Source organism: Pseudomonas sp. So3.2b (assembly GCF_019464415.1).
In the GTDB taxonomy this organism is placed as follows: Bacteria; Pseudomonadota; Gammaproteobacteria; order Pseudomonadales; family Pseudomonadaceae; genus Aquipseudomonas; species Aquipseudomonas shahriarae.
This window is the reverse complement of sequence record NZ_CP080494.1, coordinates 1,167,501-1,192,927: the sequence shown is the minus strand read 5'-3', so window position 1 is coordinate 1,192,927 and position 25,427 is coordinate 1,167,501. Positions and strand designations below refer to the sequence as shown.

General features: G+C 61.3%; 20 protein-coding genes and 2 rRNA genes (1 of these 22 only partly in view). 9 read left to right on the top strand and 13 right to left on the bottom strand.

Annotated elements, in window-relative coordinates:
* Positions 1-68 precede the first annotated feature (68 nt).
* The 3 genes from K1X80_RS05145 to K1X80_RS05135 are packed head-to-tail and all read right to left on the bottom strand — an operon-like array spanning position 69 to position 5,641.
* Entirely contained in the window at positions 69-3,218 is a 3,150-nt protein-coding gene (locus K1X80_RS05145; RefSeq protein ID WP_220172697.1) for a CusA/CzcA family heavy metal efflux RND transporter, read from the bottom strand.
* 18 nt (positions 3,219-3,236) lie between these two features.
* Positions 3,237-4,400 (bottom strand): efflux RND transporter periplasmic adaptor subunit, encoded by a 1,164-nt coding sequence (locus K1X80_RS05140; RefSeq protein ID WP_120731596.1) that lies wholly within the window; start codon positions 4,398-4,400, stop codon positions 3,237-3,239.
* 17 nt (positions 4,401-4,417) lie between these two features.
* On the bottom strand, positions 4,418-5,641 hold the full coding sequence (locus tag K1X80_RS05135; protein WP_220172696.1) for a TolC family protein: 1,224 nt from the start codon (positions 5,639-5,641) through the stop codon (positions 4,418-4,420).
* 183 nt (positions 5,642-5,824) lie between these two features.
* Between K1X80_RS05135 and K1X80_RS05130 the strand changes: the two genes are divergently transcribed.
* The gene (locus tag K1X80_RS05130; RefSeq protein ID WP_057958264.1) at positions 5,825-6,499 is read left to right on the top strand and encodes a heavy metal response regulator transcription factor; all 675 of its coding nucleotides are present in this window, start codon (positions 5,825-5,827) and stop codon (positions 6,497-6,499) included.
* A 3-nt stretch (positions 6,500-6,502) separates the two neighbouring features.
* On the opposite strand, the gene K1X80_RS05125 is transcribed toward K1X80_RS05130, so the two are convergent.
* Both K1X80_RS05125 and K1X80_RS05120 read right to left on the bottom strand, forming a co-directional pair.
* The gene (locus tag K1X80_RS05125) at positions 6,503-7,399 is read right to left on the bottom strand and encodes a cation diffusion facilitator family transporter (RefSeq protein ID WP_170044883.1); all 897 of its coding nucleotides are present in this window, start codon (positions 7,397-7,399) and stop codon (positions 6,503-6,505) included.
* Positions 7,400-7,788: 389 nt separating this feature from the next.
* Positions 7,789-9,072, bottom strand: coding sequence for an MFS transporter (locus K1X80_RS05120; RefSeq protein ID WP_220172695.1), 1,284 nt, complete (start codon positions 9,070-9,072; stop codon positions 7,789-7,791).
* Positions 9,073-9,271: 199 nt separating this feature from the next.
* On the opposite strand from K1X80_RS05120, the gene K1X80_RS05115 reads away from it, so the two are divergent.
* The 4 genes from K1X80_RS05115 (at position 9,272) to K1X80_RS05100 (ending at position 13,224) form a co-directional block, all read left to right on the top strand.
* Positions 9,272-10,690 carry a short-chain fatty acid transporter gene (locus K1X80_RS05115; RefSeq protein ID WP_057442063.1) on the top strand — a complete coding sequence of 473 codons (1,419 nt, stop codon included), beginning with the start codon at positions 9,272-9,274 and terminating at the stop codon, positions 10,688-10,690.
* A 200-nt stretch (positions 10,691-10,890) separates the two neighbouring features.
* Positions 10,891-11,100 (top strand): hypothetical protein, encoded by a 210-nt coding sequence (locus K1X80_RS05110; RefSeq protein ID WP_128593259.1) that lies wholly within the window; start codon positions 10,891-10,893, stop codon positions 11,098-11,100.
* A gap of 261 nt (positions 11,101-11,361) precedes the next feature.
* Positions 11,362-12,531 (top strand): hypothetical protein, encoded by a 1,170-nt coding sequence (locus tag K1X80_RS05105; protein ID WP_198792299.1) that lies wholly within the window; start codon positions 11,362-11,364, stop codon positions 12,529-12,531.
* Positions 12,532-12,699: 168 nt separating this feature from the next.
* Positions 12,700-13,224 carry an SET domain-containing protein-lysine N-methyltransferase gene (locus K1X80_RS05100; protein WP_115127400.1) on the top strand — a complete coding sequence of 175 codons (525 nt, stop codon included), beginning with the start codon at positions 12,700-12,702 and terminating at the stop codon, positions 13,222-13,224.
* Here K1X80_RS05100 and can read toward each other — a convergent pair.
* On the bottom strand, positions 13,221-13,865 hold the full coding sequence (gene can / locus K1X80_RS05095; RefSeq protein WP_057442066.1) for a carbonate dehydratase: 645 nt from the start codon (positions 13,863-13,865) through the stop codon (positions 13,221-13,223). The two genes, K1X80_RS05100 and can, sit on opposite strands and share 4 nt — an antisense overlap.
* 151 nt (positions 13,866-14,016) lie before the next feature.
* Here can and K1X80_RS05090 point away from each other — a divergent pair, with 151 nt between their 5' ends.
* Entirely contained in the window at positions 14,017-14,421 is a 405-nt protein-coding gene (locus K1X80_RS05090) for a hypothetical protein (RefSeq protein ID WP_057442067.1), read from the top strand.
* A gap of 90 nt (positions 14,422-14,511) precedes the next feature.
* On the opposite strand, the gene rimI is transcribed toward K1X80_RS05090, so the two are convergent.
* Both rimI and K1X80_RS05080 read right to left on the bottom strand, forming a co-directional pair.
* Positions 14,512-14,964, bottom strand: a complete 453-nt coding sequence (gene rimI, locus K1X80_RS05085) for a ribosomal protein S18-alanine N-acetyltransferase (protein WP_057442068.1) — start codon at positions 14,962-14,964, stop codon at positions 14,512-14,514.
* Positions 14,957-15,709 carry a hypothetical protein gene (locus K1X80_RS05080; RefSeq protein WP_057442069.1) on the bottom strand — a complete coding sequence of 251 codons (753 nt, stop codon included), beginning with the start codon at positions 15,707-15,709 and terminating at the stop codon, positions 14,957-14,959. The genes rimI and K1X80_RS05080 overlap by 8 nt, the downstream gene beginning before the upstream one ends.
* A 229-nt stretch (positions 15,710-15,938) precedes the next feature.
* On the opposite strand from K1X80_RS05080, the gene mksB reads away from it, so the two are divergent.
* The 3 genes from mksB to mksF are packed head-to-tail and all read left to right on the top strand — an operon-like array spanning position 15,939 to position 20,744.
* Positions 15,939-17,216: an Mks condensin complex protein MksB gene (gene mksB / locus K1X80_RS05075; protein WP_220172694.1), complete on the top strand. Its 1,278-nt coding sequence runs from the start codon at positions 15,939-15,941 to the stop codon at positions 17,214-17,216.
* Positions 17,206-17,907, top strand: a complete 702-nt coding sequence (gene mksE / locus K1X80_RS05070) for an Mks condensin complex protein MksE (protein WP_220172693.1) — start codon at positions 17,206-17,208, stop codon at positions 17,905-17,907. Before mksB ends, mksE begins: the two co-directional genes overlap by 11 nt.
* Positions 17,904-20,744 carry an Mks condensin complex protein MksF gene (mksF, locus tag K1X80_RS05065; protein WP_120731588.1) on the top strand — a complete coding sequence of 947 codons (2,841 nt, stop codon included), beginning with the start codon at positions 17,904-17,906 and terminating at the stop codon, positions 20,742-20,744. Before mksE ends, mksF begins: the two co-directional genes overlap by 4 nt.
* Positions 20,745-20,829: 85 nt before the next feature.
* Here mksF and K1X80_RS05060 read toward each other — a convergent pair whose 3' ends face one another.
* The 5 genes from K1X80_RS05060 to K1X80_RS05040 form a co-directional block, all read right to left on the bottom strand.
* Positions 20,830-23,133 (bottom strand): PqiB family protein, encoded by a 2,304-nt coding sequence (locus K1X80_RS05060; protein WP_120731586.1) that lies wholly within the window; start codon positions 23,131-23,133, stop codon positions 20,830-20,832.
* A complete protein-coding gene (locus tag K1X80_RS05055) occupies positions 23,126-23,749 on the bottom strand; it encodes a paraquat-inducible protein A (RefSeq protein ID WP_057442078.1) in 624 nt (207 codons plus the stop codon). The genes K1X80_RS05060 and K1X80_RS05055 overlap by 8 nt, the downstream gene beginning before the upstream one ends.
* Entirely contained in the window at positions 23,736-24,395 is a 660-nt protein-coding gene (locus K1X80_RS05050) for a paraquat-inducible protein A (RefSeq protein WP_170060243.1), read from the bottom strand. Before K1X80_RS05050 ends, K1X80_RS05055 begins: the two co-directional genes overlap by 14 nt.
* 162 nt (positions 24,396-24,557) lie before the next feature.
* Positions 24,558-24,673: ribosomal RNA gene (gene rrf, locus K1X80_RS05045) — 5S ribosomal RNA — on the bottom strand.
* Positions 24,674-24,845: 172 nt separating this feature from the next.
* Positions 24,846-25,427: ribosomal RNA gene (locus tag K1X80_RS05040) — 23S ribosomal RNA — on the bottom strand; it runs 2,312 nt beyond the window's last position.

Genomic DNA, 25,427 nt, shown 5'->3' with positions numbered 1-25,427 from the left:
CTGAACATGCTTGCCATGGCCAGTTGGGGGGTTGTTGTGGTGAGGGAGCTTGCCCCACTCCCCCAAGGTCACTGGGGCTCCTGCTCCTCATCGCGACGATGGGCCCAGTGGTAGAGCGCAGGCAGTACCAGCAACGTCAGCAGCGTCGAAGAAATAATCCCGCCAATCACCACCGTCGCCAGTGGCCGTTGCACTTCGGCGCCGGTGCCGGTGGCCAGGGCCATGGGGATAAACCCGAGGGACGCGACCAGCGCGGTCATCAACACCGGGCGCAAACGGGTCAGTGCCCCCTCGTTGATCGCCACCGTCAGCGAACGCCCTTCCTCGCGCAGGTTGCGGATAAACGCGATCATCACCAGGCCATTGAGCACTGCCACCCCCGACAGCGCGATAAACCCCACCCCGGCGGAAATCGACAACGGAATATCGCGCAACCACAGCGCCATGATCCCACCGGTCAGGGCGAAGGGAATCCCGGTGAACACCAGCAACCCATCCTTGAGGTTGTTGAACATCATGAACAACAAGCCGAACACCAGCAGCAATGCCACCGGCACCACCACCTGCAGGCGCTCTGACGCCTCCTTGAGTTGCTCGAACTGGCCGCCCCAGGTGGTCCAGTAGCCGGCGGGGATTTTCACCTGTGTCGCCAACGCGTTTTCCGCCTCGGCAACAAAGGAGCCGATATCCCGCCCCCGCACGTTGGCGCTGACGATCACCAGGCGCTTGCCGTTTTCGCGGCTGATCTGGTTCGGGCCCAGCACCAGGTCCAGGCTGGCCACTTGCGACAAGGCGATAAAGCCCAATTGCCCCGTGGTATTGCCGGCCAGCGCCGGGATCGGGATCAACAGCCGCGACAAGCCCTCGATATCGGTACGCAGGGTTTCCGACAAGCGCACGACCATGTCAAAGCGTCGGTCGCCTTCGTACATCGTGCCGGCCTGGCGCCCACCCACGGCCACCGCGATGGTGTCTTGCACATCGCCCACGTTCAGGCCAAAGCGCGCGGCCTTGTCGCGGTCGATGTTGATGGTCAGCACCGGCAGGCCGGAGGTCTGTTCCACTTTCACTTCCGAGGCACCATCGAGCTTCTGCAAGGTTTCGGCAATCTCCCCGGCAGTCTTGTTCAGCACCGCCATATCATCGCCAAACACCTTCACCGCCACATCGCTGCGCACCCCGGAAATCAACTCGTTGAACCGCAGCTGGATCGGTTGCGACAACTCGTACTGGCTGCCCGGCACAATCGCACTGGCGCGCTGGATATCGGCGATCAGGGCTTCGCGGGATTTTTTCGGATCCGGCCACTGGTCCTTGGGTTTGAGCATCAGATAGGCGTCGGAAATATTCGGCGGCATCGGGTCGGAGGCAATTTCTGCGGTGCCGGTACGGGCAAATACCCGCTGGATTTCCGGCACCTGTTCCATCAAGGTTTTTTCCAGTTGCTGTTGCATCTGCACCGACTGCGTGAGGCTGGTGCCCGGCACGCGCAAGGCTTGCTGGGCGAAGTCACCTTCGCTGAGGCTGGGGATAAACTCGCTGCCCATGCGGCTGGCCACGGCGCCGGAGAGCACGATGGTCAACAGTGCCAGGCCAAACGCCCACGTACGGTGCGCCATCACCCAATCCAGCACCGGCGCATAACCCCGGCGCGCGTTGCGCATCACCCAGTTTTCGTCTTCCTTGACCTTGCCGGTGACGAACAGCGCAATCGCCGCGGGGACAAACGTCACCGACAGAATCATCGCGCCCAGCAAGGCCATGACCACGGTGAACGCCATGGGGTGGAACATTTTCCCGGCCACGCCCGTCAAGGCGAAGATCGGCAGGTACACCACCATGATGATCAATTGCCCAAAGATCAGCGCACGGCGCGCTTCCTTGGCGGCGGCGAACACTTCGTGCAGGCGTTCGCTGCGGGTCAGCAGGCGGCCGTGGCGTTGCTGCGCATGGGCCAGGCGGCGGATCGCATTCTCGACGATCACCACCGCACCATCGACGATAATCCCGAAGTCCAGCGCGCCCAGGCTCATCAGATTGGCGCTGACCTTGTTGGTGAACATCCCGGTAAACGTGAACAGCATGGCCAGCGGAATCACCATCGCGGTGATCAACGCCGCGCGGATATTGCCGAGGAACAAGAACAGAACCACGATCACCAGCAGCGCACCTTCGAAGAGGTTTTTCTTCACGGTGGCGATGGCTTTTTCCACCAGGTTGGTGCGGTCGTAAACCGTGACCGCGACCACGCCTTCGGGCAGTGAACGGTTGATCTCTTCGAGCTTTTTCGCCACGGCCTGGGACACGGTGCGGCTGTTTTCGCCGATCAACATAAAGACCGTGCCGAGCACCACTTCACGGCCATTTTCGGTGGCCGCACCGGTACGCAGCTCACGGCCGATATCGACCTGGGCCACATTGCGCACGCGGATCGGCGTGCCGTCCACGGTGTTGATCACGATATTGGCGATGTCGTCGATGGACGCCACCTGCCCCGGCGCGCGAATCAGCAACTGCTCGCCGCTGCGCTCGATATACCCGGCGCCAACGTTGGTGTTGTTGCGCTCCAGCGCCGTCACCAGATCACTCAAGGTCAGGTTGTAGGCCGCCAGGCGCTTGGGGTCCGGGGCGATCTGGTATTCCTTGGCAAAGCCGCCGATGGTATTGATCTCGGCCACGCCGGGCACGTTGCGCAACTGTGGCTTGATGATCCAGTCCTGGATCACCCGCAGGTCCGTCGGGGTGTAGGCCGAGCCGTCTTCCTTGCGCGCGCCGTCTTCAGCCTCCACGGTCCACAGGAATATTTCCCCGAGCCCCGTGGAAATCGGCCCCATCGCCGTTTCAATGCCGTCCGGCAGTTGCTCGCGGGCCACTTGCAGCCGCTCATTCACCAGTTGCCGGGCGAAGAACAGATCAGTTCCGTCCTTGAAGATCACCGTGACCTGGGACAGCCCCGAGCGCGACAGTGAACGAGTCTGCTGCAAGCCCGGCAGGCCGGCCATGGCGGTTTCGATGGGAAAGGTGATGCGCTGCTCGGTTTCCAGCGGCGAAAAACCGGCCGCCGCCGAGTTGATCTGCACCTGGACGTTGGTGATGTCCGGCACCGCGTCGATCGGCAGTTTCTGGTAGCTGGCGATGCCGACACCGGCCATCAGCAACACGGCCAGCAGCACGATGATGCGCTGCTCGATGGCAAATTGAATCAGACGTTCAAACATGGGCAATCACTCGCAGGATCAATGGGCGTGCTCGGCCGAAGCCTTGCCCAGCTCGGACTTGAGGACGAAGCTGCCAACGGCCGCCACCTGGGCGCCGGCCTCCAGGCCCTGGCGCACTTCGACGAAGCCGTTTTCACTGACCCCCAGCTCGACGTGGCGGGTGGCGAAGCCTTCGGCGGTGCGCACAAACAGCGACGGTTTGTCTTCCACGGTCTGGATCGCCTCCACCGGCACGGTGACCGGCGCCGAGTAGGTATCCGTGGCCACCTGCACCGCCACGAACAACCCGGGGCGCCACGAGTCGTCGGGGTTGGGTACGTTGACCCGGACCATTGCGGTGCGGGTCTGCTCGCCCAGCAAGTTGCCGACATAGGCCACGGTGCCCATCACATCGGTGCCCATTTCCGTGGAGCTGACCTTCACCGGCCGGCCCACCTGGACCTTGTTCAAGTCCTTGGGAAACACCCCAAACGTGACCCACACCTGGGACAGGTCCGACAGGGTGAAGGCAGCGCTGGTCTCACTCACCACTTCGCCGACACCCAGGTGTTTTTCCACCACCACCCCGGCAAACGGCGCACGCAACTCATAGCGATTGCCGCCGACCAGAACCGCGCTGCCGCTCAAGGCATTCATCTTTTGCCGCGCATTGTTCAGGGCGATCTCGGCTTCTTGCAGGGTCTGGCGGGCCAGCAGGTAATCCTGTTCGGCAGAGATTTTGTCCTGCCATAACTGGCGCTCACGCTGGAAGGTGGTGCGGGCCAGCTCGACCCGGCGTTCGCTGGCGGCCAACTCACTGCGCTGATCGGAAATCTGCTGGCTGGCGATCACCGCCAATAGCTCGCCCTGCTTGACCTTCTGACCAAGGTTGACCCTGACCGACTCCACCACACCCGCTGCACGGGGCACGATATGCGAGGTGCGGTCTTCATCGAATCGCACCTCGCCCGGCAACGACAGCACGCTGCTGATTTGCCGGGGTTGGGCCTTGGCCAGTTGAATGCCGGCGGCCTGGATCTGCTGCTCATTGAGCACCAGCACACCCTCTTCCTCTTCTTCCTCCGGTGCTTCGACGTGCGCTACCGGTGCCTGAGGCGCCACACTGGTGGCCGGCCAAAACACTATCGCCCCGAGGGCGACGGCCACTGCAACGGCCAAAGCCAGGCCTTGTAGTTTGTTCATGGGGAACTCCTGAAAGATCAAATGCGGGCAAGGTCGCCGTAAATCCGTTCGATGCGCACCCAGGCATCGGTGGCCTGGGCGAGTGCGGCGAGGTATTGGGTGCGGGCGGCGATCAAGGTGCGCTGGGCGTCGAGTACCTCGAGGAAGTTGAACTTGCCCATCTCAAAACCACGGGTGGCGCTGTCCACCGCGCTTTGGGCAGAGGGCAGGATCACTTGGTTGAAAGCGCGCACTTCACTGTTGGCCGTCGCCCACAGGTCCAGGGCCTGGCGGGTTTCGGTGCGCAGGCGCAGCTCGGTGGCGTTGCGCAAATCCCGGGCCTGGTCGGCACGACGGCTGGCGGCCAGTACATTGCCCTGGTTGCGATTGAACAGCGGGATCGGCATCGATACGCCCACCAGATTCACCCGCTCACGGACGCTGGCGTCGTACTGGCTGCCGATGGACACGTCGAGGTCGGGAATCCGCTGGGCCTTTTCCAGGCCCAGGCCGGCTTCCCGTTGCTGGATTTGCAGCTCCGCCAGGCGCAGCTCGGCAGTGCTCTCCAGGCGCGCCAACAGTTGGGTGGCCGAAGGCAACGCCGGGGTGCTCAGGGCCCCTGACTCGACACGCTCAAAGCCGATGTTGGCGCTGCCGGTGATGGCGGCCAGGCGGCGATAGGCATCACTCACACCAAGCTCGGCGCGGCTGCGCTCCAGACGGATTTCCGAGAGCTGTACCTGGGCGCGGGTGGCTTCGACCGGCGACGCCTTGCCCGCCGTGACCCGGCCATTGGCAATCACCAGGCCGCGCTCGGCCAGCGCCATCGAACGCTGGGCCAGCTCCAGGCGCTCCTGGGCCCGCAGCGCACCATAAAAGCCCTCGATGACCTCGGCCCGCAGCAGGTTGCGCCGCTGTTCCAGTTCCTGGGCGGCCGCATCTTGTGCACGCGAGGCCACGTCGATGCGTGCCCCGCGCTTGCCGCCCAACTCCAGGGTCTGGCTCAGCTTGACGGTGGTGGTGCGCGTGCTGCGGCGGGTGTCTTCGGCATCCCAGGAGGCCACCGGGTTGGGGATCAGCCCGGCCTGTTGCCGCCCACCCTGGGCAATCTCGATTTCCCACTGGGCTGCGGCCAGGTCCGGGTTGCCGGCAAACGCACTTTGCAGGGCCGATTCAAGGGTCAGGGTCTGGGCGCTTGCCACTTGGGACAGCGCCAAGACCCCCACTACAGAGCACACAATTGTTCTTAAAAACGTTGGCATAACAAGCGTTCCACACCCATGAGTTGGCGGACAAATCCAAGCAGGGGCAATGTAGCTTTCGCTCCTTATCAGAGGGGTGGCCGGAACATTACAAATCCGTTAGCAAAGGCTCTGTTCCGGGCTTTTGCTTTAATCTGCGCGCAACTATGCAGATCCTTTCTCCTGCCCCGAGGCACGCTCTACATGCGAATCCTGGTTATCGAAGATGAACTGAAAACGGCGGAGTACTTGCTTCAGGGACTGAGCGAAAGTGGCTATGTGGTCGACTGCGCGGCCAGCGGCGCCGACGGTGTGCACCTGGCGCGGCAATACGCCTATGACCTGGTGATCCTGGATGTGAACCTACCGCTGATGGACGGCTGGGAGGTGTTGCAACGCATCCGCCAGAGCAGCAACACACGCATCATGATGCTCACCGCCCAAGGGCGCCTGGCCGACAAAATCAAAGGCCTGGAACTGGGCGCCGACGACTATCTGGTCAAGCCTTTCGAGTTTCCCGAACTGCTGGCCCGGGTCCGCAGCCTGATGCGCCGCAGCATCGAGAGCGCAGTGCCGGACGTGCTGCGGGTGGCCGACCTGGAACTGGACCAGGGTCGCCACCGGGCCTTTCGCGGCAACCAGCGGATCGACCTGACCACCAAGGAGTTTGCCTTGCTGCACCTGCTGATGCGCCAGAGCGGCGTGGTGCTGTCACGCACGCAAATCATCTCGTTTGTGTGGGACATGAACTTCGATTGCGACACCAATGTGGTCGAGGTCTCGATCCGCCGCCTGCGCGCAAAGATCGACGACCCGTTCGAGCGCAAGTTGATCCATACCTTGCGCGGGGTGGGCTACGTGCTGGAAGAGCGCGAATAGCGGTCAGTGCGTGAGGGGTTCCTGATGAAAGCCCGCGCCTTCGATCTGAATGGTGACGTGGGAAATATCGAATTGCTCATGCAGCAATTCCGTCACCTGGGCGAGGACCTGTTGCTCGCTGCCCTGCGCCGGGTCCACCACCAGATGGGTGCTCAGCACGTTCTTGCCGCTGGTCAGGGCCCAGATGTGCAAGTCATGCACCTCCCTGACCCCTGGCACCGCGTGAATGGCCTGCTCTACCGCGTCGATATCAATGCCGTCCGGCACACCTTGCAGCAGCACGTTCATGCTGGCCTTGAGCAGTGTCCAGGTTCGCGGCACCACCCAAAAACCAATCGCGGCGGCCACCACCGAGTCGACCCAGCCCCAACCAGTGAGCATGATCAGCACGGCGGCAATGATCACCCCGATAGAACCGAGCATATCGCTCCAGACCTCCAGGTAGGCGCCCTTGACGTTCAGGCTCTCGCCACTGGCCGCGCTGAGCAGGCGCATGGAAATCAGGTTGACGATCAGGCCGAGCACGGCAATCACCAGCATGCCGGTGGACTGGATTTCGGCCGGTGCCTGCAGGCGCAGGTAAGCCTCATAGAGGATGTAGAACGCCACCCCGAACAGCAGCAATGCGTTGAACGCGGCGGCGAGGATTTCGAAGCGCGCATAGCCAAAGGTGCGCTTGCGGTCCGCAGCGCGCTTGGCCACCTGGATGGCCACCAGGGAAATGGCCAGGGCCAGGGTGTCGGTCATCATATGGGCGGCGTCGGACAACAGCGCCAGGCTGCCGGTGACAAAGGCGCCGATCACTTCGGCAATCATGAAACTGCCAGTCAGGCCCAGGGCCATCCATAACTTGCGTTCATGACCGGCGCGTACGGTGGCGTGGCTGTGTCCTGCGCTCATGGCATGTCCTCGTGGGGGGATGTGCGCTGATCATAGAGCGATAAGGGGAAACCTTTGGTATGGATTTCACAATTGTCATAACGCTGCCAGCGGGGTGTTAACCACATAGGGGAGTTGGCTTGCCTGCGATAGCAGTACACCCTGACCCACCGCCATCGCGGGCAAGCCCTAATGCCAGTCAGTTAAGCGCAGATCCCCTGTGGGAGCGGGCTTGCTCGCGAAAGCAGTGGGTCAGTCAACATCAATGTTGGCTGGGCCGACGCCTTCGCGGCGATGCGGCGATCCGACAAGCCCGCTCCCACATTTGATCTTCACTGCCTTGAGCATTGCGTTCGCTTAACTGATCGGCATTCGGGCAAGCCCGTTCCCACAGGGGGAATGCGGCGGCTTTAAAAAACCGGGCGCCGGCTAAACCGCAATGCGCTGGCCACGCCCACCGCGCCCATCACCACACAGTAGAAAACGCAGATCCACGGGCTGGTGGGCATCAAGGCGATCAGCATCAACGGCGTGGTACTCGCCCACAGCGCGTAGGCAATGTTGTAGGTAAAGGAAATCCCCGACACGCGCACCGGTGCCGGAAACAGGCTGACCATCACCGAGGGCACCGCACCCACCACCCCGCAACTCAACCCCGCAATTGCGTAGGCCGCGCCCAGCCACACGCCGCCGGCAATCAGGCTGGCATATAGCACGGCAATGCCCACCGGCAACAGCAGGCTGTAGACCAGCACCGCGCGCCAGGCGCCGATGCGATCCACCAACAGGCCGGCCAGCACACAACCGATGTTCAGGAAAACGATGCCCAATGCACTCAGGGCGAAGGTGTGGCTGGGGCTCATGCCGAAGGTTTTCTGCATCATGGTCGGCGTGATCACCACCAGCACCACCACCGCTGAGGTGAGCACACAGGTCAGCAACATGGCCGGCAGCAATGCCTGGCGGTGGTCACGCAACACCGTGCGCAGCGGTAGTTCGGCGTCGGCCTGGCGGCGCGCCTGCATGGCCAGGAACACCGGGGTTTCTCTCAGCCAACGCCGAAGCCACACGCCGATCACGCCAAACACACCGCCCAGCAGGAACGGAAAGCGCCAGGCGTAATCGAGGATCTGTTCAGGGGTGAACATCTGCGCCAGCAATGTCGCGGTCAAGGCCCCCAGCAGGTAACCGAAGGTCAGCCCGGCCTGCAGGAACCCCAAGGCATACCCGCGATGGCCGGCGGGCGCGTGCTCGGCGACAAACACCCAGGCGCTGGGCACTTCACCGCCCACTGCCGCGCCCTGCAGGACGCGCAGCGCCAGCAAAATCAGGGGGGCGAAATAGCCGATTTGCGCGTAGGTCGGCATGATCCCGATCAGCAGGCACGGCAAGGCCATCATCAGGATACTCAGGCTGAACACGCGCTTGCGCCCCAGGTGATCGGCAAAGTGCGCCATCAGGATCCCGCCCAGTGGGCGCGCCAGATAGCCGGTGACAAAAATCCCGAAGCTCTGCAGCAGGCGCAGCCATTCGGGCATTTCCGGGGGGAAGAACAGTTGGCTCAGGGTCAGGGCGAAAAATACGAAAATGATGAAGTCGTAGATTTCCAGGGCACCGCCCAGGGCAGCCAGCCCCAGGGTTTTGTAGTCGGAGCGGGAAAAACGCTGCGCCTGTGGATAAGCGGTGGCAGTCATGAAGAGGCTCGGCAGACAAACAAAATGGCGTGCAGGTTATGAGCTGAACCGGATCCTGGCAATCGCCGCCGATATATTCGTTTTACTCATTGATCCATGAAAATAACAACATTCCCAAATAAATAGCCGTGGGCCAAGATGCAGCGATACCTTGCCAACACCCCGACGCTTGCATAATAACTACAAGAGGTACTCCCACATGGCCGACCCTATCGAAGATAGCCGTTATGCCCGCTTTGCCCTGCGCTGCTCCAATTTTGCCGAACGCTGGTTTCCCGACTCCTGGGTGTTTGCCGCCCTGGCGGTGATCATTGTCACCGTGGCGGTTCTGGGCATGGGCGCTGCGCCCACCGACGCTGCCAAGGCCTTTGGTGATGGTTTCTGGAGCCTGATCCCGTTCACCATGCAGATGGCCTTTGTGGTGATTGGCGGCTATGTGGTGGCCAGTTCGCCGCCCGCCGTAAAGCTGATTGATCGCCTGGCACGCATCCCGAAAAACGGCCGCTCGGCCGTGGCGTGGGTGGCGCTGATCTCGATGGTCGCGTCGCTGCTCAACTGGGGCCTGTCCCTGGTGTTCGGCGGGTTGCTGGTGCGGGCCCTGGCCCGGCGCACGGATTTGCGCATGGACTATCGCGCCGCTGGCGCGGCGGCTTACCTGGGCCTGGGCGCCGTGTGGGCGCTGGGGTTGTCGTCATCGGCCGCGCAATTGCAGGCCAACCCGGCCAGCTTGCCGCCGTCGATCCTGGCGATCACCGGGACCATCCCCTTCACCGACACGATCTTTTTGTGGCAATCGGGGGTGCTGTTGCTGGCACTGATCGTGGTGTCGCTGATCATCGCCTACGTCACCGCACCGGGGCCCAACTCGGCCCGTGATGCCAAGGCCTGTGGCGTGGACCCGGCGTTCAACCTGCCCAAGCTACAACCGCCAACCCGCCCGGGGGAATGGCTGGAGCACAGCCCGCTGCTGACCATCCTCCTGGCACTGCTGGCCGCCGGCTGGCTGTTCCACGAGTTTTCGACCAAGCCTGCGATCAGCGCGATCTCGGGGCTCAACACCTATAACTTCCTGTTCCTGATGGTCGGCGCCCTGCTGCACTGGCGCCCGCGCAGTTTCCTCGACGCAGTGGCGCGCGCGGTGCCCACCACCACCGGGGTGTTGATCCAGTTCCCGCTGTACGGCTCCATCGCGGCGTTGATTACCGTGGTCAAGGGCGGCGACGGCCAGACCCTGGCCCACCATATCTCGATCCTCTTCACTTCCATCGCCTCCCACGACACCTACGCGCTGCTGATGGGCGTGTACTCGGCGGTACTGGGGTTCTTTATTCCGTCGGGCGGTGGCAAGTGGATCATCGAGGCGCCCTATGTGATGCAGGTGGCCAATGACCTGCAATACCACCTGGGCTGGGCCGTGCAGATCTACAACGCCGCCGAGGCCCTGCCGAACCTGATCAACCCGTTCTATATGCTGCCATTGCTGGGGGTACTGGGGCTGAAGGCGCGGGACTTGATCGGCTTCTCGTTTGTGCAGCTGCTGGTGCACACGCCGCTGGTGTTGTTCCTGCTGTGGGCGCTGGGGACGACGTTGAAGTACATGCCGCCGGTAATGCCTTAATCATTGGACGCCGCACCCGTCGTTGTGACGGGTGCATCCAGGTCGACATTGAGCGCCGTTGTTCCCTCTGAATATTTCAGGAAGGGAACCACGCGTTAATGACGGGCCACCTAACAGTGTCTTTTAGTAGCACCAGACACTCTTCAACTTAACTAAGAGACCACAACTAATTATTTAGAGTTACAACTGGAGTCATACCGATGAATATCGCACCTACCGCTACTACGCCCACACCTCAAAACAGCGCTGAGGCTGGCAATACCCAAGATGTCAACCCACAGCAAAATCCCGCGTTGAAAAAATTCAGACAATTCAAACCGGCGTTCGGCCAGCCGGCGGGAAGAATAGTATTTGCAGAGTCAAACCCTAACAAAAACCTTTTCAAGCCTGTTGCAGCGTTTAAAGGCTGATTCCTTTATAGAGGCTGTGATCCCCCTCAAGCCCTGGAGCTTCACAGCCTGCATTGAATACTTACAAGTAACGCGACGACCTCAAGCCTAGTTGCACATTCATGGACAACCACAGCAACGCGCAGCACTTCACGTTATAGCGAGGCGGCCAGGCCCTGCAAAAAAACCGCATTTTCCGAGGCATTTTCCCGGTCAGCCGCTACTGTGTGAAGGTGGGCATTCATCCCGCGCAGACGGGCATTAGCTGACAAGGAAACATGCATGTTTAAACTGACCAGGCTGTCCTTCACCTTTGTCGCACTTGCTGTGAGCACGGTCGTACAAGCCGACGTCGAACTTGATCTGGGCACGGCACAACGGGTCACGCAATTGTTCGCCTACCCCAACAATTGCAGCGTGATCTGCTTTCGGCCGCTGACCCTGGAACAGACCGTCGAACACTATCTGACCCAGAGCCTGCAGCGCGATGGCTACAGCCGGGCCAGGGTCAGCGTGAAGACCGAGCAGGGTCAGGTCCGCGCGCGCTTTACCGGGGTTCCCGATGGCTATGGGCAGCCCTTGACCGCGTTGCTGAACACCGCCGACCTGGCTTACGAGGGCGCCAGCCGGCTCAACCGCGATGGCAAGTGGCAATTTAGCTGGTACCTGTTCCTGCCGATGGGCATGGCCCTGGAAAACCGCAAGAGCATCGAGTTGATGCACTTTCCGCCGGATTACTCCCTGACCCACTACCAGGACTATCTGGAATCAGCCACCACCGACCGATGGGCCACGCTACTGAGCGCCAACGGTATACCGGCGACCCAGACCCCGGAATACCAGACCATCATTGATATCGCGCCCATTGCCGCCCCCTCCACGGCGGGCAAGGATCTGGAGGGCGTCTACAGCTACTTCAGCGAGTATCAGACCCGGGTTGTCCGGGAACTGAGCCTGCACCCCACTGGCCCGTTGCCCATGGTCGCCTTCGGTGCGCCCGTGCGCAGTTGGATCCAGCAACACTACGGGCAAACCCTCGGGGTACTGGGCCTGACGCAAATCAGCCCGGTCGAAGACAGTAAAGTTGCAGTGCTGGGGGCCAATCACCCCAGTTACATCTGGTACGCCGCCAACCCGGACAGCTACGACGGCGACGAACAGAAAGCCGACGAGGCCGGCTTGAAAGTCATGGGCCAGGACTTGAGCGCGGCCTGCTGGCAAGCCGGGATGGGGCAAAAACCTGCCAGCGACCCCAATGTGTTGCTCAAGGGCTGCATGAACACCTGGCAGGTGACGCGCAAGGAGCAGACCTGCGAATTGTTCTACACCTCGGTGCGCGAATTGTCCGCCGAGCAGGCCAAGGAAAAATGCACCAGCGCCTCGATCAAGCCCCAGCTCAAGCGCCTGAAAAGCCCTCTGCCAGAAGCGTCTGTCGCGGCGCCGGCGCTGTAGGCTCCTGCCCTTATCGCCAGTGTCTTACGCAAAAAAGCCGATACCCACTGTCAGATTTGACAGTAGATATCGGCTTTTTTTTGCGCAAACCTTGAGCGGTGCCCATTTGCTGCAAGACTGGCAGTCATAGCAACACCAGGAGGTCGATGCAGCCCGACAAGGAATGCTATGAAAACCCAGATCATGGAAGAGGCGCCTGCTGCGGCCAGTGACTGTCTGTACCCCTTCGCAACACTGTTGGCGAAAAAAGGTTACCCCTCGCGTCAAAACTTTGAGGTGGTACACACCCGCAATGGGCGCGGAACCGGGATCAAGGCCAAGGTGGCCTTCGACAGCCGTGTGCGAATCGCCAAAATTTCCGGGCACGCCCTGGGTGAACGGCGCTTGCACACGCTGCAGGTGTCTTCACGCATCCACTTGTACGACCCGTGGTTCAGCGGCCTGCTCCTGCATTCGTGCGATCCGAATGTGTTCCTCGACATCAGCGAGCTGGAGCTATGGTCGATCCAGGCCATCCGCCCTGGCACGCTGCTGACCATGGATTACGCCACCACCGAGGATGTGCTGTACCGGCAGTTCCCGTGCCGTTGCGGCGCGGGGAACTGCCGGGGCTGGATCACCGGCATGAAAGAGCCGCTTAACCAGCAAGGCCAACTGTTTATGGAACAGTGGCGCCAGCGCAAACGCTCTTAAAGGGCCTCCACCGGACGCAGGCGGTACTGCGGCGGCAGTTGCTCGAAGCCGGTGATGGTGGCGTTGAGGCTTTTCCAGCGGCCGTCCTTGATCCCGTAGATGCACCCGTGGATCGACAGGCTCTGCCCGCGATGCCAGGCGTTCTGCACGATGCTGGTGTGACCGACATTGGCGACTTGCTGGATGACATTGAGTTCACACAGGCGATCGACACGTTCTTCTTCGGTAGGCAACTGGGCCAGTACTTCGCGGTTCTCGTAGTACAGGTCGCGGATCGACCGCAACCAACCGTCGATCAGGCCGAACTGGCGGTCCTGCATCGAGGCGCGCACGCCGCCGCAGCCATAGTGGCCAGTGACCAGGATATGTTTGACCTTGAGCACATCCACAGCGTACTGGATCACCGACAGGCAGTTGAGGTCGGTGTGCAGCACCACATTGGCCACGTTACGGTGCACAAACAGGTCGCCGGGTAACATGCCGACGATCTCGTTGGCCGGCACCCGGGCGTCCGAACAGCCGATCCACAGGTATTCCGGGGTCTGCTGGCGGGCGAGCTTGGCGAAGAATTCGGGATCTTCCTGTTTGATCGCATCCGCCCAGCGTTCGTTGTTATCAAGCAGGTCTTGTAGTTCGTTCATCAGGGAAAGCCTCAGGAATGATGCGCAGCTTTGACAGACGACCGCCCGTCCGGGTCACGCCGTCTATAAAGATAGCCGGTCGGTAATGACTTGAATCTTGGGGCGCCCTGCCTGTCCACACACTATAAGCCCCACAGTATGAGGATTGACCATGACTGAATCACGACGTCCGTACGGCGCTACGCAGCCCGAACCGATTGATGACAACGAAGATCGCATGGGCTCGATGCGGGAGCTGGATTTTGACGAGGAGACGCCGACGGCGGAAATCGGCGATGAGATCCCCCGTGCTGAGCGCGAGCAGCTGATGCCCGACGAACGGGTACGCGAGGCTGGGATGACTGGGGCGTCGACGGCGGATCATGAGTCCACGGATGATGATATGAGCCCCGAAACGCTGATTCAGGAAGACGGCGCGCGCGATGCCCTGGAAGAAGGTGAGGACGAACCGGCCGATTGGGACCTGAGCATCGTCGATGAAGATGAGATTGGCGGCGGTAATGGGTTGGATGAGGCAGAGCTGGCGGACATTGATCCGGTCGACGGTAACCGCTGATACAGCGCCAGACTTATGGTGAAGCATGGCGGTGTGGGAGCTGGCAAGCCTGCTCCCACACAAGACTGCTCCCACCCGGGATCGTGTGTGTTAGTCGACCAGGGTGCAGGCCATGACAACTGCGTCTTCGCGGCCACCGACGGCCGGGTAGTAGTCGCGACGACGGCCAATTTCATTGAACCCGTAGCGCTCATACAGGCGGAAAGCCCCGGTATTGCTGTCGCGCACTTCCAGGAAGCACTCCCGTGCATGGGCGGCATACGCCCGCGACATCAGATGCTCCAGCAGGGCCAGGCCCAGGCCACGCCCTTGGTTTTCCGGCTTGACGGTGATGTTCAGCAAATGCGCTTCATCGAGGATGATCTGCACCACGCCGTGGCCCACTTGTTGCTCGCCTTCGAACATCAACCAGATCTGGTACTTGCCCAGCCCATCGAGAAAGATGCCCCGGGTCCAGGGGTGGCTGAACGCCGCGTATTCGATTTTCAGCACGGCGTCGAGGTCAGCCTCGGTCATCGGGCGGAAGGATAAAGCCTCACTCATCGGTTGTTTTCCAGCGCGCCATCAGCCGGCGCATGGCTTGCCAGACATCAGCCTTACGCTGTGGCTCTTCCATTAATAATTCCAGGCCCGGCAAGGCCCAGACCGAGCCCAGGCCTTCGACCTGCAGTTCGCGGTACCAGGCCTCGGCGTCGGCTTCGCCGGCAAACCGCACGGCCGGCAGGCCGATCAGCCACAGGCACACGCAGGGTTCGTCTTCCAGGCGGGCCGAGACAAAACCTTGCACAAAATCACGCGCGGCGTCCGGGCCCTGGTCCATATTGCCGCGCACCAGCAGCGGCCAGCGCACGGGCTCGCCGACGATCTGCGGGCTGTCGGGCAGGCCGGCGGCGCGCAGCATGTCCTTGAGCAGCAGGTAGGCCGGGTCACGCGTCTGGAAGCGCTCGCCGGTCGGCAACTCGACCAGCAACAGGCAACGCCCGGCCCGCAGCAACTGCAGGGCAAAACGCGGTGGCGGCACGACCGGGGCCTTGGCCACCGGGGCCGGGGCATCGTCGGCCACGGCAGCGGGCTTGGGCGCGGTCGAGGGGCGTGGTACTTCGATCTTGACCCGCTCCGACGGCCGCACAGGCACCTCGGCCACGGGTTTGACCAGCGCAACCGGCGCCGCCGCTTCCTCACCCGAGGCGTCGAACGGCTCGAAGGCTTCCAGCGCCTGCAGCAGTTCGGGCCGCGACGGCGCGGCAAAGGGCAATTCGGTGCGCGGCAGCCAGTTGACCACCTGCATGGCAGTCAAGTAAGCGCGACGTCGGGACTCGATAAGCAAGGCTCGGCCACTTGTGGATAACTAAAGAGCGCAGATTCTACCGCCCTTCGACGATGATCGCCCACCGTTGATGACTTTCTCTGCATTGCTGACCGCCCATCGCGAACGCGCCCTGACCGGCTGTGGATAAATCCCGCGCCTGATGCAGTACAATCGCTGCTTTTAATTCGCCAACCAGCCGGCCATTCCGATGATCGAACCCAAGCGCGTCTTGCGCGCCCTCGCCGAACACTGGGCCCTGCTTGAGCCACTGTGCGAACACTTCGACCAAGGCACCCTGAGCCTTGGCGAGTTGCGCGCGCAACTGGCCGCCCAACAACTGGACAGCACGCCACAGGACATCACCAACCTGCTGGACGTGTGGATTCGCCTGGATATCCTGGTGCCTGTCGCCAAGAGCCCGAACCGTTTCGAGCTCAACGCGCAGATCCATGACTTCCTGGCCTATCTTCGCAAGGAGCACCGGCTAGGCCTGTGCCTGGAAATCGAAGCCTACCTGCGCCACCTCGAGCGCCTGGCCGGTTATATCCAGGACGCCTTCGACATCCGCGACGGCCACGACCTGGCCCGCCAACTGCGGCTGCTGGACATGCGCGTGCGCGACGTGCTGAAAAAACTCGCCAATGACGAACAGGCCCTCGCTGCCGTGGCCGACCGGGCCAAGACCAGCGACCGGCAGATCCCGTTGCGCCAGCGTTATGCCGAGGTCCTGGCGACCTGGGACGAGTACGTCGAGCCGATGATCCAACTGGTGAACGCCGACGGTGCCTTCGAGCAAGGCGTGCGCAAGGTAGAGAACGTGCTGTTGCGCATGCTCACCGAGCAGCAACGCCTGGGCCACCTGGTGGACGACGACATGTTGCTGCGCACCCACGCGCGCATCCTCGAAATGCAGACCAGCGCCCAGTTGACCTTGCGCCATGCCCGGGAACTGCTGCTGCCGCTGCGCGAAGAAGCGCGCCGGCACAACGCCGTGACCCGTGGCGCAGCGCTGGCCCTGTCGGCGATCCGGCGCAAGGGCCTGGACGCGGTGCCGCAAGCGGCGATGCCGATGTTTACCCGGCCACAGAGCACCTTCCTCGGCAGCGCCAGCCAAGTGGAAGCCTATGTGTATGCACTGGCGAATTTCGAACCCAAGCCGGCGCGCTTCCCCAAGGCCCACAAATCCCACAAGGGCGAAGCCCAGCGTGCGCCGCGCACGGTCAAGGAGATGCTCGAGCGCTGCGAAGACGCACTGCCGATGCCCGACCTGATGACCTGGCTGCTGGAACAGGAACCAGACGGGGCCACCGACGAGTTGCTGTACTGGTTCTCGCGTTTGTCGCGGGAGAAGCGTTTCAAGCGCGAGCGCCTGGAACGCCGGGATTACCATACTCACGAGCACCAGGTCAGCCTGCGCTCATTCGCCCTGCTCCCGGCCAGCACCGACTTAGCCGAGAATTCTGCGAGCACACCTTATGCATCTTGATCTATCCGAACTGTCCCAGCTGGCGCCGATCTTTCGCGAGCTGTTCAAGGGTTACCACGTCAGCCGCCGCGACCCGGAGCTGTACGCGCAACTGTCGAACTTCCAGGACCAGTACCGCACGCTGTTCAAGGCCCTGGGCTTTGAGTTGGTGTGCGATACCCGGGGTTTCTACTACTTCGTACCCGACTCGGCCATCGCCAGCGCGCAGGTGAACAAGACTGCGCAACGCCTGGCGCTGTTCACTTTCATCATTGTCGAGCACCTGGCCGATCAGGGCCGCGACCCGATTGCCGTGCTCGACGGCGGCAGCCTGGGCCGCGATGAACTGCCCTCCTTGCTGGAGAAGTACCGCGACCTGTTTATCCAGGCCGAAGTGCAGACCCAGGAAGAACTGGAAGAAAAAATCATGCGCCGCATGACCCAGCTCGGGTTTGCCAGTGAAAACAACGGCGTCTATCGCTTCCTGCCGCCGATGCACCGCTTCCTTGATGTGTGCCTGTCGGTCCAGGCCGACCGCGACCTGGCAGCCAGCGTGCACAGCGTGCTGCCGTTGCCAGCGCCGGTGATCATCGACGAAGACAACGATGAAAAACTGCTGCAGACCGATGACCCGCTGGACTTGAGCGAATTTGAAAGCGAAGAAGATGCCCTCGCCCGCGCCATTGCCGAAGAACAGGAGACCGATGCATGAGCAAGGAACGCTACGGCATTCGCCGCTTCGCCCTATTGAATACCGCCGGCTACAGCCTGGGCCTGTTCCCGCTGGAAGAGCCGCTGTCGGTGTATGGCGCGAACAACCTCGGTAAGTCGGCGTCGATCAACGCCTTGCAGTTCCCGATCCTGGCGCGCATGTCGGACATGAGCTTCGGCAAGTACACCCTGGAACAGTCGCGGCGCTTCTACTTCGCCACCGACACCAGCTACATCCTCGTCGAAGTCTCGCTGCCCCACGGCCCGCACGTGATTGGCGTGGTCGGCCGCGGCCCGGGCGGTGGTTTCGGCCACCAGTTCTTTGCCTACGCCGGCAAGCTGGACCTGGCCCACTACCAGAAGAACGACACCTGCCTGCGCCAGAAAGAGCTGTTCACCAACCTTGAGCGCGAGGGCCTGAAGGCTTACGAGCTCAAGCCCGATGAGTTGCGGCGCTTGCTGGTCGGCGGCCATACCTCGATCCCGCTGGACCTGACCCTGATTCCGCTGCGCTCCACCAGCGAGCAGAGCCTGAAGACCTTCCGTGCGCTGTTTATCAACCTGCTGCACATGCGCGAAATCACCGCGGCCAAGCTCAAGCAGCTGTTCCTCGATGCCTTCGAACACAGCCTGCGCTCCGGCAGCGTGGATTACATCGCCGCGTGCGAAGAAGCGTTCCGCGATGTACGACGCATGGAGCAGGACTACAACTCCCTGGTGGCCGCCGGCCCTCTGGTGGAGGCGCTGTCCAACGGCGTGAAGCAGCGGGAAATCCTGCGCGGCAAGTTGCATCGCCTGTCGCCATTGCTCGACTCACTGCTGGGCACCTGGTCGGACTACGCCAATGCACGCAAGGAAGAGCTGACGATCCAGGCCGAACACTACCGCAACGAGCAGGATGCGCTGCAGAACGATCAGCGCGGCGGCACCCAGGAGCTGATGCGCCTGGAGCGGGAAATCAGCGGCATTCAACGCTGGCTGGGCGAGTTGTCGGTGCTCAAGCATCGCTTTGCCCTGGTGGATGACGTCAAGGTCCTGGAGCAGCAACTGCTGGCGGCCAAGGATGCCCACGACGAACTGGCCGGCGCCCTGGCGCAATCGCGACAGTTCAGTGCCGAGGACCTGGACGAACGCCTGCGCGACCTGGAAAAACGCCTGAAGTCGGTCAAGCAGCAACTCGATCACGCCGACAACAACAGCTACGCCAAACTGCGGGAAGAATTCTCACAGCAGGACGTCGAGCGTCTGATGCGTCTGTTCAACAGTTCGTTGTTCAGCCTGCCGCTGGGCGAGCATGGCATCACCCTGGATGAAGACGGCCAGTGGGTCAAATCCCTGGAGCTGATCCTCGATGGCTTCACCGGCGAGCGCTTTGAAGTGCCGGGGCTGTCCATCGACATCTCGCACATCGAGCCACCGGCCTTGCAGGCCCTGGCGGACCGCGCGGCGTTGCGCGACCAGAAGGAGCGCCTGGAAAAAGAACTCAAGCAACTCAAGACCCAGCAGGCCGTGGCCTCGGACCGCGCGGCGAGCAAGAGCCAGACCGAAGCGCTGTACCAGCAGGTACTCGATGCGCAGAAAGCCCTGGAAGACTTCCGCCGCGCCCAGACCCTGAGTGCCGAGGAAGGCGAGAAACTGGAAAACCTGGCGCAGATGGAAGCGGCCCAGGATGAACTGAAGCGCTCCAGTGATGCGTTCACCGAACGCGTCCAGCAATTGTCGGCCAAGCTGCAACTGGTCGGCCGGCAGATCGGTGATATGGAAGCCAAGCAGCGCACCCTCGATGACGCCTTGCGCCGTCGCCAGCTGCTGCCGGCCGACTTGCCGTTCGGCACGCCGTTCATGGACCCGATCGACGATTCCATGGACAACCTGCTGCCGCTGCTCAACGACTATCAGGACAGCTGGCAGGGCTTGCAGCGCGCTGACGGGCAGATCGACGCGCTGTACGCCCAGGTGCGCCTCAAGGGCGTGGCCAAGTTCGACAGTGAAGACGATATGGAGCGTCGCCTGCACCTGTTGATCAATGCGTATGCGCACCGTACCGACGAAGCCCTGACCCTGGGCAAGGCACGCCGTGCAGCGGTGACGGATATCGCGCGGACCCTGCGCAATATCCGCAGCGACTACGACAGCCTTGAGCACCAGTTGGCCCTGTTCAACCGCGAGATCAACAAGCGCCAGGTATCCAACCTGCAAAGCTTCCGTATTGTGTTGGCGCCGAACAAGGAAGCGCTCAAGCATATCGACCAGATCATTCACAGTGCCGGTCAGTATGAGGAAGGCGAAACCCTCTCGGTGTTCGATCTCAGCCAAAGTGCCGAGCAGGACAACAAGAACGAAGAGGCCAAGGAATACCTGGCACGCCTGGTCGCTGCCAACCATAACCAGCTGGGGCTCAAGGACCTGTTCGAACTGGCGTTCGAGATCACCAAGGTCAATGGCCAGCCGATCATTCACACCGACATTGATGGCGCCGCGTCCAACGGCACCACCATGACCATCAAGGCGCTGACCAACATGTACTTGTTGCTGCACTTGATGGACCGCGACCAGGCCGGTCGCGTGCGCCTGCCGTACTACCTCGACGAAGCGGCGGATATCGACGAGAAGAACCAGGCAGCACTGCTGGAGACCAGCCTGCAGCTGGGCTTTGTGCCGATCCTGGCCAGTGTGAAGCCGCAGGTCTCCGCCCAGGTGGCGATCGACCTCGAAGGCGGCAGCGGGCCGAACGGGATCTACATTGATGAGGCGGACTGGAAGTACATTCGCCGGCATGATGCGGTGAAGGCGACGGTGAATGTGCAGGCGGATGAGCCGGAGTTGGATGAGGTCTGATCCGCGCTGTTGAAATACAAAAAGGCCGCGATCCTATGGATCGCGGCCTTTTTTGTGGGCGGGTTATGCGGTGTTGGTGGGGGCGCTATTTACCCAGGGGGATCTTCGGCGCCCAGATCAGCCACTCGTCTTCGAACTTGTCGAATAACGGGAAAGTCTGCTCGGGCAGCGCCGGGTTGCCCATGCGCTCGCCATCCGGCGTGGCAAAGGCGATACCGCCCTGGACCAGGGTTTCCAGGGACTCGGTGCGCACTGTCGCGCCCTTGAACAGGCCAAAGTCCAGGCCAAAGCCGCTGCTGTTCCAGAAACGGCTGCCGCCGCGAACCAGCGGAGCGTATTTGGGCTCGATCAGCACATGGATCAGCACACGGTCAGCGGTCTTGCCCAACTCGTAGCCGGTGACCTTGCCGACTGTGACTTCCCGGTAGGTGACTGGCACGCCGACTTTCAACGAGCCACGGCGGGCGGCGCTGAGTACCAGGCTCAAGCCGGCTTCTTGCACGTTGCTCTCTGGCGGTTGGGCCAGGGCCACGAAGTTCTTTTGCGCACCGGTGCTTTTCACCGCCGGCAGCACTTCGATGTATTGGCCGGTGACCAGGGTTTCCAGGTTGGCGGTCTTCATCAGGCCCAACTCGGGCTTGACCACCCAGAACTGGCTGCCGGTACGGGCGATCCGCTCAGGGACTTCGGTGATGCGCGCAGTGAGCATCACCGACTGCATGTCCGGGCTCAGGTCAACGCTTTCAATCTTGCCCACGTCCAGGCCTTTGAAGCGAATCGGCGTATCGGTGCGCAGGCCATCGGCGCGGTCAACCTTGATCGTGATCAGGGTGCCACGCTGGGTGGAGGCTTCGCGATCGGCAAACAGGCGGAAACGCGGGATGCGATTTCTCAGCGGTACGTTCGGCTCTGGGGTCTCAAAGGCGATCCCCCCGGCCATCAGGCTTTGCAGGGATTCGCTTTTGACCTGGATGCCGCCGGTGAGCCCGCCGGTCAGGGTCACGCCACTGGCGTTCCAGAAGCGCGTCGAACCGTTGACCAGGCCTTCATATTCCTTCTCGATATGCACGCCGATCACCAGTTGCTTGCGCTTGCGCGAAAACTGGTAGCTCTGCACCGAACCGACCTTGACCTGTTTGTAGAGGATCGGGCTGCCAACTTCCAGGGAGCCGAGGCTTTCTGTGAGCAGGACCAGGTGCAAGCCAGGGGAGCGCAGGTCCAGCGGTGGCGCCTTGGCCCGGGCCACAAACTCGCGCTGGGGGTTTGCGCCTTTGTCACCAGGGCGGATGGCAATGTAATTGCCCTTGACCAAGGCTTCCAGGCCGGTGATGCCCGCCAGGGAGATGGATGGCTTGACCACCCAGAACTGGGTGCCCTCCACCAGGTAATCTTCGGCCAATGGGTCGAGGGTCAAGTCGGCGCTGGCGCTGGACAGGTCAGAGTCCACCTTCAGGGCCTTGAGGCTGCCGACCTGGATGCCTTTGTACATCACCGGCGTACGACCGGCTTGCAAGCCCTCGAAGTCACTGAGCTTGACCTTGATGCGGATCCCTGCGGCGGCGGCATCGAAGTCTTCGTACAGGCGGAATGGCAGGCTCGGGTCGGTGGGCGGGCTGTCCTTACGGTTCTCTGGCGTAGCGAAGGCAATCCCCCCGGCGACGATGCTGGCCAGGGACTCGCTGCGCACTTTGACCCCGGAGAGGTTGGCGTCGATGCTGATGCCGCTGGCATTCCAGAAACGCGTATGTTTGCGCACCAGGCTGGCGTAGGTCGGCTCGATATAGACCTTGATCTCGACCGTGTTCTGATCAGCCGACAGCAGGTAGCTTTTGACCTGGCCGACCTGGATCTGTTTGTAGAACACCGGGCTGCCACGGTCCAGCGAGCCGAGCCGCTCGGCCTTGACCGTCAGGTGCAGGCCGGGCTTGGCGTCGGATAATGGGGGCTCTTCGGAGAGCGCCTTGAATTTACGCGTGGGCTCACCGTCGCCGGGGCTGGCGGCGATGTAATTGCCCGAGACCAGGGTTTCCAGGCCAGTAATCCCCGCCAGGCTGACGCTGGGCTTGACCAGCCAGAAGCGCGTATTGGCCTTGAGGTATTGCTCGACATCCTTGTTCATCTCAATAGTCGCAATCACCCCACGATTGCTGCCCTCGTCATCCAATGCCAGGGTCTTGACCTTGCCCACGGGCATGCCTTTGTAGACCACTTCGGTCTTGTTGACCTGGATGCCTTCACCGCTTTCAAAGCGCACCTGGATCTCGATGCCCGTCTGGGTATAGGCGCGCCATCCGAGCCAGCCGCCGATCACCAGGGCGATCAACGGCAGTACCCAAATGGCCGACCAGTTCGAAGCGGGGCGGGTTTTAGCCTTTGGCAAATCAGTCATGGTCGTCGTCCGACTCCGTGTTATCCCAAATCAGTCGGGGATCGAAAGTTACTGCGGCAAGCATCGTCAAGATCACCACACTGGCGAACGCCACGGCACCGAGATTGGCCTCGATACTGGCTAGTCGCCCAAAGTTAACGACCGCCACCAGAATGGCGATCACGAAGATATCCAGCATGGACCAGCGACCGATAAACTCGATAAAGCGGTACATGATAATGCGTTGTCGGGCGGAAAGCGGCTGGTGACGTTGCACCGAGAACAGCAGCAGTGCGATGCCTACCAGCTTGAAGGTCGGCACCAGGATACTGGCAATAAACACCACGGCGGCAATTGGGAACATGCCGTGCTGAACCAGTTCGATCACGCCGGACATGATGGTGCTTGGAGCGCCCTGCCCCAGTGAGTTAACCGTCATGATTGGCAACAGGTTAGCCGGGATGTACAGAATTGCCGCAGTAATCAGCAACGCCCAGGTGCGCATCAGGCTGTTCGGCCGGCGCGCATGGACCAGGGCACCACAACGGGTGCAGGTTTGCTCGTCGGTGTCCGGGTCCTGCCTGTTCAGTTCGTGGCATTCGGTACAGATCAGAATGCCAGCATCAATCGCCCGCATGTTCGTCCTCCCCGGACAACGCTTGCCAGATCTGATGGGGTGACATCACCACCTCCAGCAGTACCTGGACCATCAACAGGCTGATAAAACAGGCCAGTCCCAGGCCCACGCTAAGGGCAGCCATATCGGCCAGTTTTACAATCGCCACCAGCACGCCCATCAGGTAGACCTCCAGCATCCCCCAATCGCGCATATGGTGATAAATACGGTATAGCAACAGGCCATAACTGCGGCCTATGTTCCAGCGGATACTGAGCAGCACCGCAAGCTGGCAGAGCAGCTTGAGCAACGGAATGCCCATGCTGCACAGGAACACCACCACCGCCACGCCTTGCATGCCGGTATTGAACAGGGCAACTACACCGCTCCAGACCGTGTCCTGCGAAGACTGCCCGAGTAGATTGAGCTGCATGATGGGTAGAAAGTTCGCCGGGATGTACAGCAATAGCGCTGCGATCACCAAGGCAAGGCTGCGCTCTACGACATTGAAGCGGTGGGCGTACATCTCATAACCACAGCGTGGACACAGGGCCTTTTCACCGTGCGCAAGCTCTGGCTTGCGCATCAGCAAGTCGCACTCGTGGCAGGCAACCAGGTCCTCCAGCGGTAGGTCGGACACCTGGGTGGTATCAACCGGGTCGGACATATAGGACTCTAAGACAAAATGATCAGGTGTGTATTCTAGTGTTCTGGTTCAGAAATAACTGTGCAAATTTGTCGGGATCAAGCGATGGCGATAGGCCAGAACCTTTTCGACCGCCCAAAACAAAACCCCAACTGCTTTCGCAATTGGGGTCTCGGAATTTAATCTTGACGATGACCTACTCTCACATGGGGAAACCCCACACTACCATCGGCGATGCATCGTTTCACTACTGAGTTCGGGATGGGATCAGGTGGTTCCAATGCTCTATGGTCGTCAAGAAATTCGGGTACTGAGTCGTGACCAGATGGCCTCGCTTCAGCAAATTGGGTATGTGACAGCTTTCGGTGTTTTGTGAGATTCGAACTTTCGGTTCATTTCGTCTTCACACACCGCAATCTGATGCTTTTGCTTGTTTCCAAGTCAAGAGTAGTCAAATTGCTTGGGTGTTATATGGTCAAGCCTCACGGGCAATTAGTATTGGTTAGCTCAACGCCTCACAGCGCTTACACACCCAACCTATCAACGTCGTAGTCTTCGACGGCCCTTCAGGGAACTCAAGGTTCCAGTGAGATCTCATCTTGAGGCTAGTTTCCCGCTTAGATGCTTTCAGCGGTTATCTATTCCGAACATAGCTACCCGGCAATGCCACTGGCGTGACAACCGGAACACCAGAGGTTCGTCCACTCCGGTCCTCTCGTACTAGGAGCAGCCCCTCTCAAATCTCAAACGTCCACGGCAGATAGGGACCGAACTGTCTCACGACGTTCTAAACCCAGCTCGCGTACCACTTTAAATGGCGAACAGCCATACCCTTGGGACCGGCTTCAGCCCCAGGATGTGATGAGCCGACATCGAGGTGCCAAACACCGCCGTCGATATGAACTCTTGGGCGGTATCAGCCTGTTATCCCCGGAGTACCTTTTATCCGTTGAGCGATGGCCCTTCCATACAGAACCACCGGATCACTAAGACCTACTTTCGTACCTGCTCGACGTGTCTGTCTCGCAGTCAAGCGCGCTTTTGCCTTTATAC